13 protein-coding genes are annotated in these 16,174 nt (G+C 70.8%); 5 read left to right on the plus strand and 8 right to left on the minus strand.

Features of this window, described 5'->3' with window-relative positions:
* The first annotated feature begins 1 nt into the window (after window position 1).
* Window positions 2–1,387 carry a hypothetical protein gene (locus CT688_RS03870; protein ID WP_107755824.1) on the plus strand — a complete coding sequence of 462 codons (1,386 nt, stop codon included), beginning with the start codon at window positions 2–4 and terminating at the stop codon, window positions 1,385–1,387.
* Between the two features lie 75 nt (window positions 1,388–1,462).
* On the opposite strand, the gene CT688_RS03875 is transcribed toward CT688_RS03870, so the two are convergent.
* The 4 genes from CT688_RS03875 to CT688_RS17925 form a co-directional block, all read right to left on the minus strand.
* Window positions 1,463–2,101: a heme oxygenase (biliverdin-producing) gene (locus tag CT688_RS03875; RefSeq protein ID WP_107755825.1), complete on the minus strand. Its 639-nt coding sequence runs from the start codon at window positions 2,099–2,101 to the stop codon at window positions 1,463–1,465.
* Window positions 2,102–2,307: 206 nt separating this feature from the next.
* Complete coding sequence (locus CT688_RS03880; RefSeq protein ID WP_107755826.1) at window positions 2,308–3,459, minus strand: MalY/PatB family protein; 1,152 nt, start codon at window positions 3,457–3,459, stop codon at window positions 2,308–2,310.
* Between the two features lie 44 nt (window positions 3,460–3,503).
* Window positions 3,504–3,869: a hypothetical protein gene (locus tag CT688_RS03885; protein ID WP_156607102.1), complete on the minus strand. Its 366-nt coding sequence runs from the start codon at window positions 3,867–3,869 to the stop codon at window positions 3,504–3,506.
* Between the two features lie 120 nt (window positions 3,870–3,989).
* On the minus strand, window positions 3,990–4,112 hold the full coding sequence (locus CT688_RS17925) for a hypothetical protein (protein WP_255412664.1): 123 nt from the start codon (window positions 4,110–4,112) through the stop codon (window positions 3,990–3,992).
* 169 nt (window positions 4,113–4,281) lie between these two features.
* Between CT688_RS17925 and CT688_RS03890 the strand changes: the two genes are divergently transcribed.
* The 4 genes from CT688_RS03890 (at window position 4,282) to CT688_RS03905 (ending at window position 10,522) form a co-directional block, all read left to right on the plus strand.
* Entirely contained in the window at window positions 4,282–5,694 is a 1,413-nt protein-coding gene (locus CT688_RS03890; protein WP_107755828.1) for an MFS transporter, read from the plus strand.
* A gap of 76 nt (window positions 5,695–5,770) precedes the next feature.
* Complete coding sequence (locus CT688_RS03895) at window positions 5,771–7,885, plus strand: molybdopterin oxidoreductase family protein (protein ID WP_107755829.1); 2,115 nt, start codon at window positions 5,771–5,773, stop codon at window positions 7,883–7,885.
* A complete protein-coding gene (locus tag CT688_RS03900) occupies window positions 7,882–9,315 on the plus strand; it encodes an FAD-dependent oxidoreductase (RefSeq protein WP_107755830.1) in 1,434 nt (477 codons plus the stop codon). The genes CT688_RS03895 and CT688_RS03900 overlap by 4 nt, the downstream gene beginning before the upstream one ends.
* Window positions 9,316–9,391: 76 nt before the next feature.
* Window positions 9,392–10,522, plus strand: coding sequence for a uroporphyrinogen-III synthase (locus CT688_RS03905; RefSeq protein WP_107755831.1), 1,131 nt, complete (start codon window positions 9,392–9,394; stop codon window positions 10,520–10,522).
* A gap of 131 nt (window positions 10,523–10,653) precedes the next feature.
* Here the strand turns inward: CT688_RS03905 and nirD are convergent, their stop codons facing one another.
* The 4 genes from nirD to CT688_RS03925 all read right to left on the minus strand — a co-directional run bounded on the left by nirD (window position 10,654) and on the right by CT688_RS03925 (window position 16,168).
* Window positions 10,654–11,034: a nitrite reductase small subunit NirD gene (gene nirD, locus CT688_RS03910; protein ID WP_107755832.1), complete on the minus strand. Its 381-nt coding sequence runs from the start codon at window positions 11,032–11,034 to the stop codon at window positions 10,654–10,656.
* A gap of 33 nt (window positions 11,035–11,067) precedes the next feature.
* On the minus strand, window positions 11,068–13,593 hold the full coding sequence (gene nirB, locus CT688_RS03915; RefSeq protein ID WP_107755833.1) for a nitrite reductase large subunit NirB: 2,526 nt from the start codon (window positions 13,591–13,593) through the stop codon (window positions 11,068–11,070).
* Between the two features lie 161 nt (window positions 13,594–13,754).
* The gene (locus CT688_RS03920; RefSeq protein ID WP_107755834.1) at window positions 13,755–14,441 is read right to left on the minus strand and encodes a DUF3239 domain-containing protein; all 687 of its coding nucleotides are present in this window, start codon (window positions 14,439–14,441) and stop codon (window positions 13,755–13,757) included.
* A 59-nt stretch (window positions 14,442–14,500) separates the two neighbouring features.
* Window positions 14,501–16,168: a DNA repair helicase XPB gene (locus CT688_RS03925; protein ID WP_107755835.1), complete on the minus strand. Its 1,668-nt coding sequence runs from the start codon at window positions 16,166–16,168 to the stop codon at window positions 14,501–14,503.
* Window positions 16,169–16,174: the final 6 nt, after the last annotated feature.

Here is a 16,174-nt window from a genome sequence, read left to right on the forward strand (position 1 = left end):
TGTGAACACATCTCGATCCCGGCTCGCGCTCGCCGGCCGACGGGGCACGATGCTGGGGGCGACGCTCGCGTTGCTGGCCGGAGTCGTCGCAGCCCCGGCGGCCCAGGCCCAGGAGGCGACCCCGGGGACCGTCACGGACGCCTCGTTCGTCTGGGGCATCAGCGGATACGCCCAGAAGGGCATCTTCGGACCGTGGCGCATCGTCGACGCCTCCGGCGACGCCTCGGCGCTCGTCGGGTCGGTCTCGGGTGGCGCGCAGACCGAGTACACCCCCGCTGCGTTCCCGGCCACCTCGATGCCCGTGAACATCGTCTCGGGACAGCAGGCGACGCCCAACGCCATCAAGTTCTCCGACGGTGAGGGTGCGCGCGGCGCGGACGGGACCGTCACCATCGACTGGGACGGCGAGATCACCTTCAACGCCTACCCCGCCAACCTCAACGCGCCGGATGAGACCTTGGCCGATCCGAAGCTGACCGTCAACGCCGACGGGTCCGGAACGCTCGACGCCGATGTGACCATCGGCGCGGCGACTGACATGAACGGCACCCCGACTCCCGAGGTCAACGCCGGTCGCACGACCGTCCTGTCGTTCGGTCCGGGCGCCGCCCAGGTGGCCCAGGACGGCACCATCACCCTGTCGCCCCAGTACGCGGGAGTGCAGCACAACGGCGGGAACCAGGACCGTTCCTGCACCGCGCCGAACATCTGGGGCGCGTGGACCCCCGAGTGGTTGGCGGCCGTGCCGAGCTCGGTGCACCCGCACTACTACAACACCGGGTGTGGAGGAGACCAGAACCTCAAGGGGCCGCTGCCGCTCCAGGTGACCTACGAGCTGACCGAGGACGAGACCCAGGTGCCCGTCGGCACCCCCGAGATCACCGTCTCGGACACCACTCTGGCCGCTGACGGAAGCCACGAGGTGACCATCACGGGTTCCGGGTTCACCGACCCGTCGGTTCTGGGCACACGTCCGCCGCTCGCGGGCAAGCCCGCCGGGTTCTACCTGGTCTACGGCAAGTTCGGGGATGCATGGAAGCCCTCGGCGGGCGGTACCTCCGCCGCTCGCACGGTCGTCGAGCAGAAGTGGGTCCTGGCGGCGGAGAACCACGCCACCATCGGCGGAGCCGCCGCGGGGGCCGTCGAGCTGCGGCCCGACGGCACCTTCACCACGACCGTCACCGTGTCCAAGGACGCGGCCGACGCGAAGTCGGAGACCGGGAGCTACGGGATCTACACCTACGCGGCCTCCGGCGCCGTCCACGCCGCGTGGGAACTCAGCACGCCGATCACCTTCACCACCGGCGGAGATGATGACGACGACACCGGTACCGGGGGCGGCGGCTCGCTCGCGGGCATGACGAACCTGTTCGGCAGCCTGATGTAGGGCGCACACACCGGATGCGGCCCCGACACCGATCCGGTGTCGGGGCCGCGTCGCGTGTCGGCATGTGGCAGTCGGTCAGCGGACGCCCAGGGCCTCCAGGTCGAGGAAGATCCGGTGGTTGAGGTCGAAGGCCCGGGTGGCGGCGGCCAGAGCGGACGCGCGGTCTGTCTCGCCCAGCGGGAGGGCGTCCAGTGCGGCCCGGTAGTCGTCCTTGTAGACCTTGGGCTTGGCGATGTCGAAGTCGTAGAAGCTCAGACCGGTCTCGATGCCGTAGTGGCGGCGCACCATCGTCCTGATGATCTGCCCGCCCGAGAGGTCGCCGAGGTACCGGACGTAGTGGTGCCCGATCAAGGCGGCCGGGTCGGTCGCGCACGCGCGCAACTCGGCCACGTAGGCCTCGGTGGCGGGCACCACCGTGTCGAAGGAGCGGCCCTGGGCGCGGTGCGACTCCAGATCGGCTCGCAACGCCCCGGTCCGCTCGAGGCGCGGGTCGAGAATGGCGGACAGTCTCGGGTCCGCGCCGACCCCGCGGCAGGCGTCCTCGAGCGTCGCGTAGACGGGGAGCGACTGCCGGAGGAGCGCGACCAGGCCTGCAGGCGTGCCCTCACCGTTCATCAGGCGGGTGATGAACAAGGCGTTCTCCGCCTGTTCATGCGCGGCCATCGTCGAGTCATGTAGTGCTCTCGACAAGGGTGCGGAAATGATCGTCTCCATGAGTCCTCCGGGCTTGTTAGGTATGCCTAATGAGGGTACGGCAACGATAAGGGAAAGGCTATGCCGGTAGTGAATTTGAGTGCCGTGAACAATTCCGCGAGTGGTGACCCTGATTCGCTCACCGAATAACGGGTGTGGCGGGCCGGGGCGCAATTTCCCCGGGGCGGTTCCGAGAAAAAGGAAATGTCGGTGAGCGCGGGCCGCCCTCAGCCACGCTCCGCGGCGACGCGGCCCATCCGGGTGAAGGCCTCGGTGAGGATGTCCTCGGAGCACGCGAAGTTCACACGCGCGAACCCCTTGCCCTGGGGCCCGAAGGCTGGACCGTTGCTCAGCGCCACCTTTCCGTCGTCGAGGAACGCCGCGGCGGGGTCGTCACCGAGCCCGGGGTAGGCGCGAAGGTCCAGCCACGCCACGAATCCGGCGTCGGGTCGGCGCCACCGGGCGCGGGGGAGGTGCTTGGCCATGAGCCGGTCCATCAGATCGAGGTTCGAGGCCAGCGCGGCGTTCATCTGCTCCAGCCAGTCCAGTGACCCGGTCAGCGCGGCTTCCGCGGCGAGCGCCCCGAAGTGCCCCACTGCGCCGGACAACGCCGAGCGCCGCACCTCGAACCGCTCGGGATTGCCGTTGACCACGAAGGCGCACTTGAGCCCGGCGAGGTTGAACGCCTTGGACGCGGAGGAGATGGCCAAGCCCACCTCGGGGGCGGTGCCGGAGGCGGCCAGGAACGAGGAGAACCGGACCCCGGGCATCGTCAGGGGCGCCCAGATCTCGTCGGAGACCACCACGGCGTCGTGGCGTGCGGCCAGCTCGGCGAGCTCGGCCAACTCCGCGGAGGAGTGCAGGACACCCGTGGGGTTGTGCGGGTGGCTCAGGAGCACGGCCCTGGCCCCGCCGGCCAGGGCGCGCTCGATGCCCACGAGGTCCAGCCGCGGGTCCTCGCCGTCGTGGTCGACCAGGGGCACCGCGACGGGTGACATCCCCACACGCCGGATCCACGGTCCGAACGGCATGTACACCGGTGGCGTGTAGACCACCGCGCTCCCCGCCGGCAGGGTCCGCGCGAGCGACTCGCGGACGCCCACGCCCACATCGTTGACGGGGACGACCGACTCCTCCGGTACCTCGAACCCGAACCCGGAGTAGTACCGGGCGCACACCCCGGCGAGGCGCTCGATCTCGGCGAAGTATCCGGTGTCACCGTCGGCGACCGCTGTGGCGAGGCGCTCCCGGATGGCCGGGGCCAGCAGGACGTCGGTCTCCGCCACGAACAGCGGCAGGACGTCCTCCGGGTACGCCACCCACTTCTGGCTTCGGCGCCTGCGCAGGACCGACTCGGGAACATCCAGGGGGAACGGCACGGCGGGGGATCCTTTCGACCGGGTTCACAGGATCCCCAGGTTACTCAGCTCCCGGGCACGTACCCGGGATGCACCCACACGTCGAAACCGCGGGAGTCGGCACCGAACGGGGAGAGTGGCATGAGCGAGCCCCAGGTGTCGGTGGCCGAACCGGGGACGGTGCCGGCGGGGATGCCGACGCCGCCCGACGTGGCCGGCCACCCTCGCTGATGGGCGAGCTCGTAGGCGGCCCGGACGCTCCCGTCTGCCGCGGAGCCGGTCGATCCGGTGATCGCATCCGAGAGCCCGGTGACGCGGTGGAGCCGGTGGGGCGTTCCCGAGGGGTCGAGTTGCCAGCAGTCCGATCCCTGCAGGACATAGTTCGAGCACCAGATCTCCGTGTCCCTACCGAGCGGGGACACTACGCGCATGGGTGCACTGTTCGGGGCCCAGAACCGGGGGTCCGACGGCACCACGGCGTACGGACAGTACGAGAGTTCGGCCCACCCGAACGGGCCCCCGGTGGCGGGTGGGAAGGGGAGGTCGGCCGGCTAGGCGGGATCCTCCAGCGACTGGGCGAGAGCCGTGGGCGCGACCGCCGCCGACCCGAGGAGCGGTGCGGCCACGAGGACCACGGTGAGCACGGCTCGGCGGAATGAGAACGGGTGTGACATGCCGCCATCACACCACGCTCTCCGAGCCCTCACGGCGGGATCGCACGGACGTGAGGACACCGTGACCATGACGTCATACCGGGTAGCGCCGGGGAAACAGGGCGTGCATAACGTCTGTGCGCAGGGGCACCGAGGGGGTGTCCACCTAACTGGAGAGGGGGTCGACCTCATGTCGCGCTCACACGTCATAGAGAACTGGGATCCGGAGGACGACGCGCAATGGGAGGCGGGCGGCAGGAAGACCGCCATGCGCAACCTCTATTGGTCGGTGTTCGCCGAGCACGTCGGGTTCTCGGTGTGGACCCTGTTCGCCGTCATGGTGCTGTTCATGCCCCAGGACGTCTACGGGCTGGACGCCCCCGACAAATTCCTGGTCTCCGCGGTGGTCACGTTGACCGGGGCCTTCCTGCGCATCCCGTACACGCTCGCCACGGCGACCTTCGGAGGCCGCAACTGGACCATGTTCTCGGCCTTCGTCCTGCTCATCCCCGCGGTCGGGATGTTGTGGATCATGGCGAACCCGGGTCAACCGCTGTGGCTGTACCTCGTCGTCGGCGCGATCGCCGGGCTGGGCGGCGCCAACTTCGCGTCGTCCATGACCAACATCAACGCCTTCTTCCCCCAACGGGAGAAGGGCTGGGCGCTCGGCCTCAACGCGGGCGGGGGCAATCTGGGCGTGGCGACGATCCAGATCGTGGGGCTCATCGTGATCGCCCTCGCGGGTAACCGGTCACCCCACTGGGTGATCGGGGTCTACATCGTCCTCCTCGTGGTCGCGGGGATCGGCGCGGCCCTGAAGATGGACAACCTCGCGCACCAGACCGTCGACGTACAGAGCATGAAAGACATGACCCGCGACAAGGACGGCTGGGTGCTGTCGCTGCTGTACATCGGCACGTTCGGTTCGTTCATCGGCTTCGCCTTCGCGTTCGGACAGATGCTCACCATGACCTTCACCGGCAACGGCCAGGATCCCGCCCAGGCGGCGCTCCACGCGGCGCAGATCACCTTCCTCGGACCGCTGCTGGGCTCGCTGACCCGCATGGTCGGCGGCCGGCTCTCCGACCGGTTCGGCGGCGCACGGGTGACCTTCGCGGTGTTCTGCGGAATGGCGGTCACCACGGTGGCACTCGTGGTGACCTCGAACATCCAGGCCTCGAATGACGGCCGCCTCTCGGGGGGCGCGCTCGTGTTGTTCTTCGCGGCCTTCCTGACACTCTTCGGGCTCACCGGGGTGGGGAACGCCTCGGTGTACAAGATGATCCCGTCCGTCTTCGAGGCCCGCAGTCACACGCTCGGACTCGACGAGGCCGCACGGACCTCGTGGTCGCGGGCTCATGCGGGAGCACTCATCGGGGTCGCCGGCGCGGTCGGGGCGTTCGGTGGGTTCCTCATCAACATGACCCTGCGCACGTCCTACCAGTCCTCGGGGGCGGCCACCTCGGCGTTCGTCGTGTTCATGGTCTTCTACGTGGTGGCCGCGATCATCACCCGCGTGGTGTACATGCGTGCCTCGGCCGGCGTCGATTCGGTCGCCGCGGCACCCACCCGCGCACGGGTCCCCGTGGGCGCCGAGGCCTGACAGGTCCACGGCTGACAGAGCACGGCTGACAGGTCCACGGCTGACAGAGCACGGCTGAGCGAGACGAAGAGGACACATGGTGCACGCGTTGACGACGACCGGCCGCCCGACACACACCCACTGCCCGTACTGCGCCCTCCAGTGCGCGATGTCGGTGACCCCGCCCTCGGACGGCGGGCAGGTGACGATCACCCCGGAGCAGTTCCCCACCAACCGGGGCGGGTTGTGCCGGAAGGGCTGGACGTCGGCAGCGTTGCTCGACCACCCGGAGCGGATCACCACGCCGCTGATCCGGGTGGACGGGCAGCTGCGTCCGACCGACTGGGACACCGCGTTGACCCGGGTCACCGACGGCATCCGGCGGGCGCAGGCCTCAGGGGGGCCCGACGCGGTGGCCGTGTTCGGTGGGGGAGGCCTCACCAACGAGAAGGCCTACACACTGGGCAAGTTCACCCGGCTCGCGCTGGGGAGCAGACTCGTGGATTACAACGGGCGGTGGTGCATGTCGAGCGCGGCGGCCGGGGCCAACCGCAGTTTCGGGCTGGACCGGGGGTTGCCATTCCCCGTGACCGACCTCGACGAGGCCCGGGCGGTGCTCCTCATCGGGGCGAACCCCGCCGACACCATGCCCCCGTTCGTCCAGCACCTGGACACCGCCGCCTCGGCCGGCGGCATGGTGGTGGCGGATCCCCGGCTCAGCGCGACAGCCCACCGCGCCATCGACGGCGGCGGGATCCATCTGAGGCTGCGGCCGGGCACGGACTCCGCGCTGGCCCTCGGGCTCCTGCACGTCGCCGTGGTGGGTGGGTACCTGGACACCGGGTACGTCGCCGCCCGTACGTCGGGTTTCGACGACGCGTGGGCGATCGCTGCGGACTGGATGCCCGATCGCACCGAACGCGTCACCGGGGTCTCGGCCGGTCAGCTCGAACGCACGGTGCAGCTACTGGCGGACTCCAGGGACGCGGGCACCGGTGCGTACGTGCTCACCGCCCGGGGGGCCGAACAGCACTCACGGGGGACCGACACGGTCGGCGCCGTGATCGCCCTCGCGCTGGCACTGGGACTACCGGGCCGGCCCGGTACGGGCTACGGAACCCTCACCGGCCAGGGGAACGGGCAGGGGGGCCGGGAGCACGGGCAGAAGGCCGATCAACTCCCCGGATACCGGATGATCACGGACCCGGCCGCTCGCGCGCACGTCGCCGCGGTCTGGGGCGTGGAGCCCGAGGAGATCCCCGGCCCCGGGCTCTCGGCCTTCGAGCTCCTGGACGCCCTCGGGCAGCCCGGCGGTCCCACGGCGATGCTGCTCCACGCATCGAACCCCGTGGTCTCCGCCCCCGACGCCGAGCGGATCACCGCGCGGCTCCGTGCGTTGGACACCCTCGTGGTGGCCGACTTCGTCCTCTCCGAGACCGCGGAGCTCGCCGACGTCGTCCTGCCGGTCCCGCAGTGGGCGGAGGAGGAGGGCACGCTGACCAACCTCGAGGGCCGGGTGTTGCGTCGACGCCGCTCGGTCACCCCGCCGGACGGTGCCCGCGACGAACTCTGGATCTGGAACGAGCTCGCACGCCGCCTCGGGCGGCGGCCGGATCGGTTCCCGACCGACCCTCGGGTGGTGTTCGACGAGCTGGCGCGCGCCTCCGCCGGGGGTAAGGCGGACTACTCGGCGATGGACTGGGACCGGCTCGACGCGGGGGAGGCGCTGTTCTGGCCGTGCGGTGCCGACTCCCCGGCCGGTACGCCGCGCATGTTCCTCGACCGCTTCGCCACCGAGGACGGCCGCGCCCGCTTCGCCGTCGCCGCCGTGGACCGGCCCGCGGAGGACACCTGCGCGGACTACCCGCTGCTGGGCACCACGGGGCGGGTGCTCTCCCACTACCAGTCCGGCGCCCAGACGCGGCGGGTTCCGGAGCTGGCCTCCGCTGCCCCCGACATGTGGGTCCAGGTCCATCCGGTGGTGGCACGGGCCGCGGGGCTCGACGACGGCGGACGCGCCCGCGTGGTGTCCCGTCGCGGCGCCGTCGAGGCGCTCGTGCGGTGCGACGAGGACATGCGGACCGACACCCTGTTCCTGCCGTTCCATTACGCCGGGGCCGCCCGAGCGAACCTCGTGACCCTGCCGGAGCTCGACCCCTACAGCCGCATGCCCCAGTTCAAGGCGTGTGCCGTACGGCTGGAGGCCGCATGACGCGGGTGGTGGTGGTGGGAGCCGGGATGTCCGGTGCGCGGCTCGCCGAGGAGCTCCGCCGCACCGAACCGGATCCCGAGACGATGGCGGTGACCGTCCTCGGCGACGAACCCGAGGCGCCGTACAACCGGATCATGCTCTCGCACGTGGTGGCCGGCGGTATGGGTGACCCGGGAGCCACCCGGCTCAAGCCCTCCGGATGGTGGGAGCGCAACCACATCGGGATGCGCACGGCGGCCTCGGTGCAGGGTGTGGACAGGGTGGCACGGGAGGTGGAGCTCGCCGACGGTGAGCGCGTCCCGTACGACCACCTGGTGCTCGCGACCGGATCCGAGGCCACGATCCCGCCGATCGAGGGGGTCCGCGGCCCGGACGGTTCCCTCGCCGCGGGGGTGTTTCCGCTCCGCGACGCCTCGGACTGCCGCGGACTCACCGCCCATCTCGAGGAGCACCCCGGACGGGTCGCCCTGGTGGGCGGCGGCTTCATCGGCCTGGAGGTGGCGTGCGCGTTGGCGCGGTCGGGACGGGACGTCGTCGTCGTCCACCCACGGGCCTGGCCGATGGACTCGCACCTGGACGCCGACGGTGGCCGCGTGCTCATCCGCGCGCTGGACGAACTCGGCGTCCGCATGGTGACCGGTGCGCGGGCCGCGCGGTGGGACGGCGCGGCGCTGGGGCTCGACGACGGGACCGAGATCGAGTGCCGGACCGTCGTCCTCTCGGCCGGGACCAGGCCGCGCACCCGGCTTGCCGCGGCATCCGGACTCGAGGTGGGCCGGGGGATCGTCGTCGACGACACCCTCCGGACCAGCGACCCGGACATCAGTGCGATCGGTGACTGCGCCGAGCACCGCGGGTGCGTGACCGGCCTGGTCGGTCCCGCCTGGGATCAGGCAGGCGTGGTCTCCGCCCGACTCGCGGGTGCGACCCCGGCCGCGAGGTACACCGGCGGCGTCGCGGTGACCAGGCTGAAGGCGTTCGGGGTCGACGTGGTCTCCCTCGGGGAACTCGCTGACGACATCCACGCCACCGGGGTGGAGGTGACCGCGGTCTGCGAGCCCTCACGTGGCCGGTACGCGCGGGTGGACGTGGTGGACTCCCGCGTGACCGGGGCGGTGCTCGTGGGTCACCCCGAGCCCGTCGGATTCCTCACCCAGCTCTACGAACACGCGCTGCCCGTCCCCGACGACGTGCTGTCCGTCGTGCTCGGTCGGGCCGGCGCCGCGACCACCGACACCCCGTCCACGATGCCGGCCGCGGCCGTGGTCTGCCGGTGCAACGGGGTGAGCAAGGCCGACCTCGTCCACGCGTGGTCCGAGGGACACCGGGACGTGGCGGCGATGGCCTCCCGGACCCGCGCGGGGACCGGGTGCGGGGGGTGTTCCGCCGCCGTGGACGGCATCTGCGGATGGCTGCGGGACTGCGCGTGACGGACCACCTCCCCGGGCACCCGGGACCCCGGGCGCCGGGGCCGGCGACACACGGACGACACAGGACTGAGGCAGGATGGACACCGTGACGACCAACGACGACTTACCACTGCTGGGCCGTACGGTCGCGGTGACGGCCGCGCGTCGGGCGTCGGAACAGAAGGTCCTCCTCGAACGCCGGGGAGCGACGGTCCTGCACGCGCCGGCGATCCGGATGATCCCCGTGGCCGAGGACGAGCTGGTCCGCTCCGCCACCGCCCGGGTGCTCGCCGCCCCCGCCGACCTCATGGTCCTCACCACGGCGACCGGCGTCCGGTGGTGGACACAGGTGTGTGAGGAGTGGGGGTACTCAACGGACCTGCACGCCCTGATGGACCGGGTGCCGCTGTACTCCCGCGGACCCAAGGTCACCGGAGCACTCCGTGCGGCCGGCCTGCGCGAGCACGCGTCGGCGGCGAGCGAGGCGACCCCCGAACTACTGGAGATGCTGCTGGAGCGCGGGGTCGACGGCCTCACCGTGGCCGTGCAGCTGCAGGGGGCGAGCTCGGACTGGAACCCCATGGCACCGCTGGTGGAGGGACTCCGCGAGGCGGGAGCCGAGGTGATCGTGGTGCCCATCTACCGGTGGGAGCTCCCCGAGGACCTGGAGGCCTTCGACGACCTCGTCCGGACCGTCGCCCGGGCGGGAGTCGACGGGGTCACGTTCACCGCCGCCCCGGCCGTGGTCTCGATGCTCGAGCGGGCGGACCTGATGGGGATCCACGATGACGTGCTGGATGCCCTGTCCGGCCCGGTCGCCGCCCTCTGCGTGGGGCCGGTGACCGCCGAACCTCTCGTCGAGCTGGGTGTGCCCGTGTCGATGCCGGACCGGATGCGCCTCGGCGCGCTCATGCGGCACGTCACCGACGAGTTGGTCGCGCGGTCGCGGACCGTGACGGCGGCAGGGCACGAGCTCACCGTGTGTGCGGCCGGGGTCCTCATGGACGGTCGCCCCATCGAGCTCTCGCCGGCGCCGCTGGCGCTGTTGCAGGCGATGGCGGACCGGCCGGGCAAGTGCCTGAGCCGGGAGGACCTCCTCGCCGTACTCCCCGGCGACGGCGCCGACCCCCACGCCGTGGAGACGGCGATGGGACGCCTGCGCAGAGCGCTCGGGGTCCCCGGCCTCGTGACCACCGTGGTCAAACGCGGATACCGGCTCTCGGTCTAGAGTCGGCGCTCGGTCCAGAACCACCGGGGGACAGGACGGGCCACACGCGCGAACAGGCGCCACCACGTGAACCACGCGGTGGCGCCTGAGTGGCGGTACGGCCCGATCAGGGGCGCACCAGGTGTACTCGGCTAGGCGGCGGTCCGACTGGTCTGGTGCCGGATCGCGGGCTGCGTCGAGACCAGAACCGTGCCGTCGACGACCCTGGCGGGGAAGACGGACAGCCCGTACGCCTCGTCGTCGATCCCCCGTCCGTCGTCCAGGGCGTACGCCTGCTTGCCGATGGGGGAGATGGCCACCGGAACGCCCCCACGGTCGCCGACGAGACCGCGGCTCATCACGGCGGCCCGGGCGATCGGGTCGATGTTGCACAGGGCGTGGACGCTCCCGTCGTCCAGGAGGTAGACGGCGATCTGTCGGCCGTCGGGCAGCAGGGCGGCGACGCCCCGACCCGGGATGAGCCGATCGAGGGAGCAGACCACGATCTCGGTCGGGGAGAGGGTGGCGGTCATGATGGTGTCCTTTCTGAATGTGCTGCTGGGTGGTCAGGCCCGTGCGGGCATCGCGGGGGAGCCGAGAAGAACGGGGACCTTGCGGCCGTCCTGCTCCTCGAACTCGACGGTGGGGTCCGGGGACTCGGGGGCGTTGACGAAGGACACGAAGCGCGCGAGCTTGTCCGGGTCGTCGAGGACGGCGGACCACTCGTCCACGTAGCCCGCCACATGCGCTTCCATGCGGCCCTCGAGTTCCGCCGCCAGGCCGAGCGAGTCGTTGCACACCACCTCGCGGAGATGGTCGATCCCACCGTCCATCGACTCGAGCCAGGGCGCCATCCGCTGCAAGCGCTCGGCGGTCCGGACGTAGAACATCACCGTCCGGTCGATGTAGCGGATCAACTCCTCGTCGGTCAGGTCCCCCACGAGGAGTTGCGCGTGCCGGGGCGTCGCGCCCCCGTTGCCGCCGACGTAGAGGTTCCAGCCGGTCTCCGTGGCGATCACTCCGACGTCCTTGCCGCGGGCCTCCGCGCACTCGCGGGCGCAGCCCGAGACCGCCATCTTGATCTTGTGGGGGGCGCGCAGCCCGCGGTAGCGGTTCTCCATCGTCACCGCCATCCCGACGGAGTCCTGCTGTCCGTACCGGCACCACGAGGTGCCGACGCAGCTCTTGACGGTGCGCAACGACTTGCCGTACGCGTGCCCCGACTCCATCCCGGCGTCCACGAGCCGCTTCCAGATCACCGGCAGTTCCTCGACGCGCGCCCCGAACATGTCGATGCGCTGACCTCCGGTGACCTTGACGTACAGGTCGTGGTCGCGGGCGATCTCCCCGATCACGATGAGCTGCTCCGCGGACACCTCACCTCCCGGCATACGGGGAACCACCGAGTACGTGCCGTTCTTCTGGATGTTGGCGAGGAAGTGGTCGTTGGTGTCCTGCAGGGCGGCCTGCTCGCCGTCGAGGACGTGGTCGGAGCTCGTGGAGGCGAGGATCGAGGCGACTGTGGGCTTGCAGATGTCACAGCCGGTCCCGTGGCCGAAGCGCTCGATGAGACCGGAGAAGGTCCGGATGCCGGTGACCGTGACGATCTCGAAGAGTTCGGAGCGGGACTGCTCGAAGTGTTCGCACAGCGCCGTCGACTGCTCGACCCCCTCCGCCTCGAGGACCTGCTTGAGCAGGGGGATGCACGATCCGCACGAGGTGCCGGCCCGGGTGCAGGACTTGAGGTCGGCCACGTCGCAGGCGCCGCCGCAGATCGCCTCGCGCACGTCGCCCTTGGTGACGGCGTTGCACGAGCAGATCTGTGCCTCGTCGGGGAGCGCCTCCACGCCGACCCCGGGCCCGGCGTCGGTGGTCCGTGAGATGAGTGAGATCGGGTCGTCGGAGGGCAGGGCGCGGCCGACGAGTGGCTTGAGCAGCGAATACGGCCCGGAATCACCGACGAACACCCCTCCCAGGAGGGTCGTGGCGTCGTCACTCATCACCAGCTTGGAGTAGGTCCCCGCGACGGGGTCGTTGACCACCACCTCGAGGCAACCGGGCGTGACGCCGTGCGCATCGCCGAAACTCGCCATGTCCACGCCGAGGAGCTTGAGTTTGGTGGACAGGTCGGCCCCGGTGAACTCGCCCTCTCCGCTGAGGATCGTGGACGCGGCGACCTCGGCGGAGGTGTACCCGGGGCCGACGAGCCCGTAGCAGGTGCCGTCGATGGCGGCGCACTCGCCGATCGCGTAGATGTTCGGGTCGGAGGTCCGGCACCCGAGGTCGGTGAGGATGCCGCCCCTCTCGGCGGTGTCCAGTCCGGACAGCCTCGCGAGCTCGTCCCGCGGTCGAACACCCGCCGAGAACACCACGAACGCCGCGTCGACGACCGTGGTGACGCCCTCGTCGTCGGTCAGCCGGACGGATACGCCGTCTGCCGTCTCGGTGATCTCCGTTCCGGTGATCGAGAGGTGGATCTCGATCCCGAGGTCACGGATGAGCGAGGCCAGAACATGCCCGCCCCCGGCGTCGACCTGCAGCGGCATGAGCCGGTCGTTGCGCTCCACCACGTGTGGCGTGAGCCCGAGCAGGCTCACCGCGTTGGCGGCCTCGAGCCCGAGCAGACCGCCGCCGATCACCACCCCGTGGGAGCCGGCCCCGGCGCGTTCGGCGGCCGCGCGGATCCCGTCGAGATCGTCGAGGGTGCGGTAGACGTGGCACCCCGGCAGGTCGTGGCCGGGTACGGGCGGGACGAACGCCCGCGACCCCGTCGCGAGGACCAGTGTGTCGTAGGCGATCCGCTCACCCGACGTCAGTTCGACCTCGCGGACCTCGCGGTCGATCGAGGTGACCAGCTGGCCTGATCGCACGGTCACCCGGGGGTCGGCCGCGTGCTGCGCGTCCTCGAGGTGCAGCGACTCGCGGTCCCACTCACCGACGTAGGAGGACAGGCCCACGCGGTCGTACGCCGGGTCCGACTCCTCGCCGATCACCGTCACGGTGAGATCGGCGGTGGCCCACCGGGATGCGAGGGTGGAGACGAACCGATGGGCGACCATTCCGTGCCCGACGACGACGATGTGCTCGGTCATGGGGGGACCTCCTTCTAGCCTGTGCCGACCAGGCTAGGAACCGCGTGTTGCCGTTCAATGGCGGCGGATCACGGCGCCGTGACGACTTGCTCACAGGTCGAGGGACGCCGGGTGAGGACCCCGTGGGGTGGCGGGAGGAGGGCCCCGCAGAGGGGGCCGGGTCAGTCCAACGGGAGGAGGTTGGTGGGGGTCTGGGACACCTCGTCGACCCGATCGAGCTTCTGGCGCAGGGACTCCCACTCACCGGCGGGGATCTCCCTCGTCAGTCGCCGGAGGACGGCGGTATCCGGGGTGGCCCACGCGACGGGCATGGGGGAGATGAACTGGTACAGGTTGTCGGCGCCGCGGGCGCTGCGGTTACCCACCACCGCGACGCAGGGGACCCGCTCGCCCACACGGGCCTCGTGACCGGGGATCTTCTCGCAACTGCGGACCGCCAGGGCGGGCAGCGTGCCGGCGGATCGGTCGACGGCGCGGTCGACCAGGGCCAGCAGCGTCACTCCGCGCGGTCGGACCTCCGCGACGATCGCCGGGACCAGTTCCGAGGTGGCGTAGGTGTGCGCCATCGACCCCATCTTGCGGGGGATGTACCAGATCATCGCCAGGCACCCGATCGCGAAGACCCCGGCCACGGTGGCGACGATCCACCCCCATGCGGCCAGCTCGGAGTACAGGAGCATCCCGGCCCCCGCGGCGAGGACGACGACGCCGAGGACGCCCGCCGACCACTGGAGGCGACGCACCTCGGCCAGGCTCTCGTTGTTCCTGCGGACCCAGGCGTCGTCGACGGGGAAGTCGGCGAGGCGGTACTGCTCGTGCGGCGTGCGGGAGGTGCGGTCTGAGGCCATGGGTCCAGTATCCCAGGCGTCGCGGGGCGGGCGCGGCGACCAGGGTGGTCCGCGTGCCCTCAACCGACCTCGGGCAGGTCCGGTCCGAGCAGGTCGTCGGCGTCGACGATCCGGTACGCGTACCCCTGCTCGGCGAGGAAACGCTGGCGGTGGGCCGCGTACTCGGCGTCGAGGGTGTCCCGGGAGACCACCGAGTAGAAGTGGGCCTGCCCGCCGTCCTGCTTGGGACGGAGGAGTCGTCCGAGCCGCTGCGCCTCCTCCTGACGGGAGCCGAAGGTCCCGGAGACCTGGACCGCCACGCTCGCCTCGGGCAGGTCGATGGAGAAGTTCGCGACCTTGGACACCACGAGGGTGGAGATCTCCCCGGAACGGAAGGCGTCGAACAGTGCCTCCCGCTCCTTGGTGGGCGTGGAGCCCTGGATGACCGGTGCGTCGAGCTCGCCCCCGAGCTGCTCCAGCTGGTCGAGGTAGGCGCCGATCACCAGGGTCGGCGCGCCCGCGTGCCGGGCGAGGATGCTCTTGACCACCGCGGTCTTGGTCCGCGCGGTCGAGCACAGCTTGTACTTGTCCTCCGCCTCGGCGGTGGCGTACATCATGCGTTCGTTCTCGGTGAGCGTCACGCGCACCTCCACACAGTCGGCCGGGGCGATCCATCCCTGTGCCTCGATGTCCTTCCAGGGGGCGTCGTATCGCTTGGGGCCGATGAGGGAGAACACGTCCCCTTCCCGTCCGTCCTCGCGCACCAGGGTGGCGGTGAGCCCGAGTCGGCGACGCGACTGCAGGTCCGCGGTCATCCGGAAGACCGGTGCTGGGAGCAGGTGCACCTCGTCGTAGATCATCAGCCCCCAGTCACGGGAATCGAACAATTCGAGTGCGCGGTGCACGCCCTTGGTCTTGCGGGTGACGACCTGGTAGGTGGCGATGGTGACCGGGCGGATCTCCTTGCGCTCACCCGAGTACTCGCCGATCTCGTCCTCCGTGAGCGTGGTGCGGGCGAGCAGTTCGCGTTTCCACTGCCGCCCGGCGACGGTGTTGGTCACGAGGATGAGCGTCGTGGCCTTGGCGCGGGCCATCGCCGCGGCACCGACCATGGTCTTGCCGGCGCCACAGGGCAGCACGACGACACCGGACCCGCCGGCCCAGAAGGAGTCCGCCGCCATCTGCTGGTAGTCGCGCAGCTCCCAGGGCTCGGACTCGGTGGACAGCGCGATCTCGTGCGCCTCGCCGTCGACGTACCCGGCCAGGTCCTCGGCCGGCCATCCCACCTTGAGCAACTCCTGCTTGAGGCGGCCGCGCTCGGAGGGGTGGACGATCACGGTGTCCGCGTCGATCTGGGCGCCGAGCATCGGGGCGATCTTCTTGTGCCGTCTGACCTCGGCGAGCACGGCGGCGTCCAGCGAGATCAACGTCAGACCGTGGACCGGGCTCTTGACCAGTTGGAGGCGGCCGTAGCGGGCCATCGTGTCCGCGATGTCGACAAGCAACGGCTGAGGGACGGGGAAACGGGAATAGGTGACCAGTACGTCGACGACCTGCTCGGCGTCGTGCCCGGCGGCCCGCGCGTTCCACAGGGCGAGCGGCGTGATCCGGTAGGTGTGCACGTGCTCGGGCGCGCGCTCGAGTTCGGCGAACGGTGCCAGGGCCTGTCGGGCGTCGCCTGCCTGGTCGTGGTCGATCTCCAGCAGCACGGTCTTGTCCGACTGGACGATCAGCGGTCCACCACTCACTTCGGT

Origin of the sequence: Dietzia sp. JS16-p6b (genome assembly GCF_003052165.1) — a bacterium.
Lineage (GTDB): Bacteria > Actinomycetota > Actinomycetes > Mycobacteriales > Mycobacteriaceae > Dietzia.

Bases quoted from the DNA above. Each gene is read 5' to 3' on its own strand.
- CT688_RS03875 (WP_107755825.1), bottom strand. From the start codon at position 2,101: ATGGAGACGATCATTTCCGCACCCTTGTCGAGAGCACTACATGACTCG.
- CT688_RS03885 (WP_156607102.1), bottom strand. From the start codon at position 3,869: ATGCGCGTAGTGTCCCCGCTCGGTAGGGACACGGAGATCTGGTGCTCG.
- CT688_RS03900 (WP_107755830.1), top strand. From the start codon at position 7,882: ATGACGCGGGTGGTGGTGGTGGGAGCCGGGATGTCCGGTGCGCGGCTC.
- CT688_RS03905 (WP_107755831.1), top strand. From the start codon at position 9,392: ATGGACACCGTGACGACCAACGACGACTTACCACTGCTGGGCCGTACG.
- CT688_RS03890 (WP_107755828.1), top strand. From the start codon at position 4,282: ATGTCGCGCTCACACGTCATAGAGAACTGGGATCCGGAGGACGACGCG.
- nirD (WP_107755832.1), bottom strand. From the start codon at position 11,034: ATGACCGCCACCCTCTCCCCGACCGAGATCGTGGTCTGCTCCCTCGAT.
- CT688_RS03895 (WP_107755829.1), top strand. From the start codon at position 5,771: ATGGTGCACGCGTTGACGACGACCGGCCGCCCGACACACACCCACTGC.
- CT688_RS17925 (WP_255412664.1), bottom strand. From the start codon at position 4,112: ATGTCACACCCGTTCTCATTCCGCCGAGCCGTGCTCACCGTGGTCCTC.
- nirB (WP_107755833.1), bottom strand. From the start codon at position 13,593: ATGACCGAGCACATCGTCGTCGTCGGGCACGGAATGGTCGCCCATCGG.
- CT688_RS03920 (WP_107755834.1), bottom strand. From the start codon at position 14,441: ATGGCCTCAGACCGCACCTCCCGCACGCCGCACGAGCAGTACCGCCTC.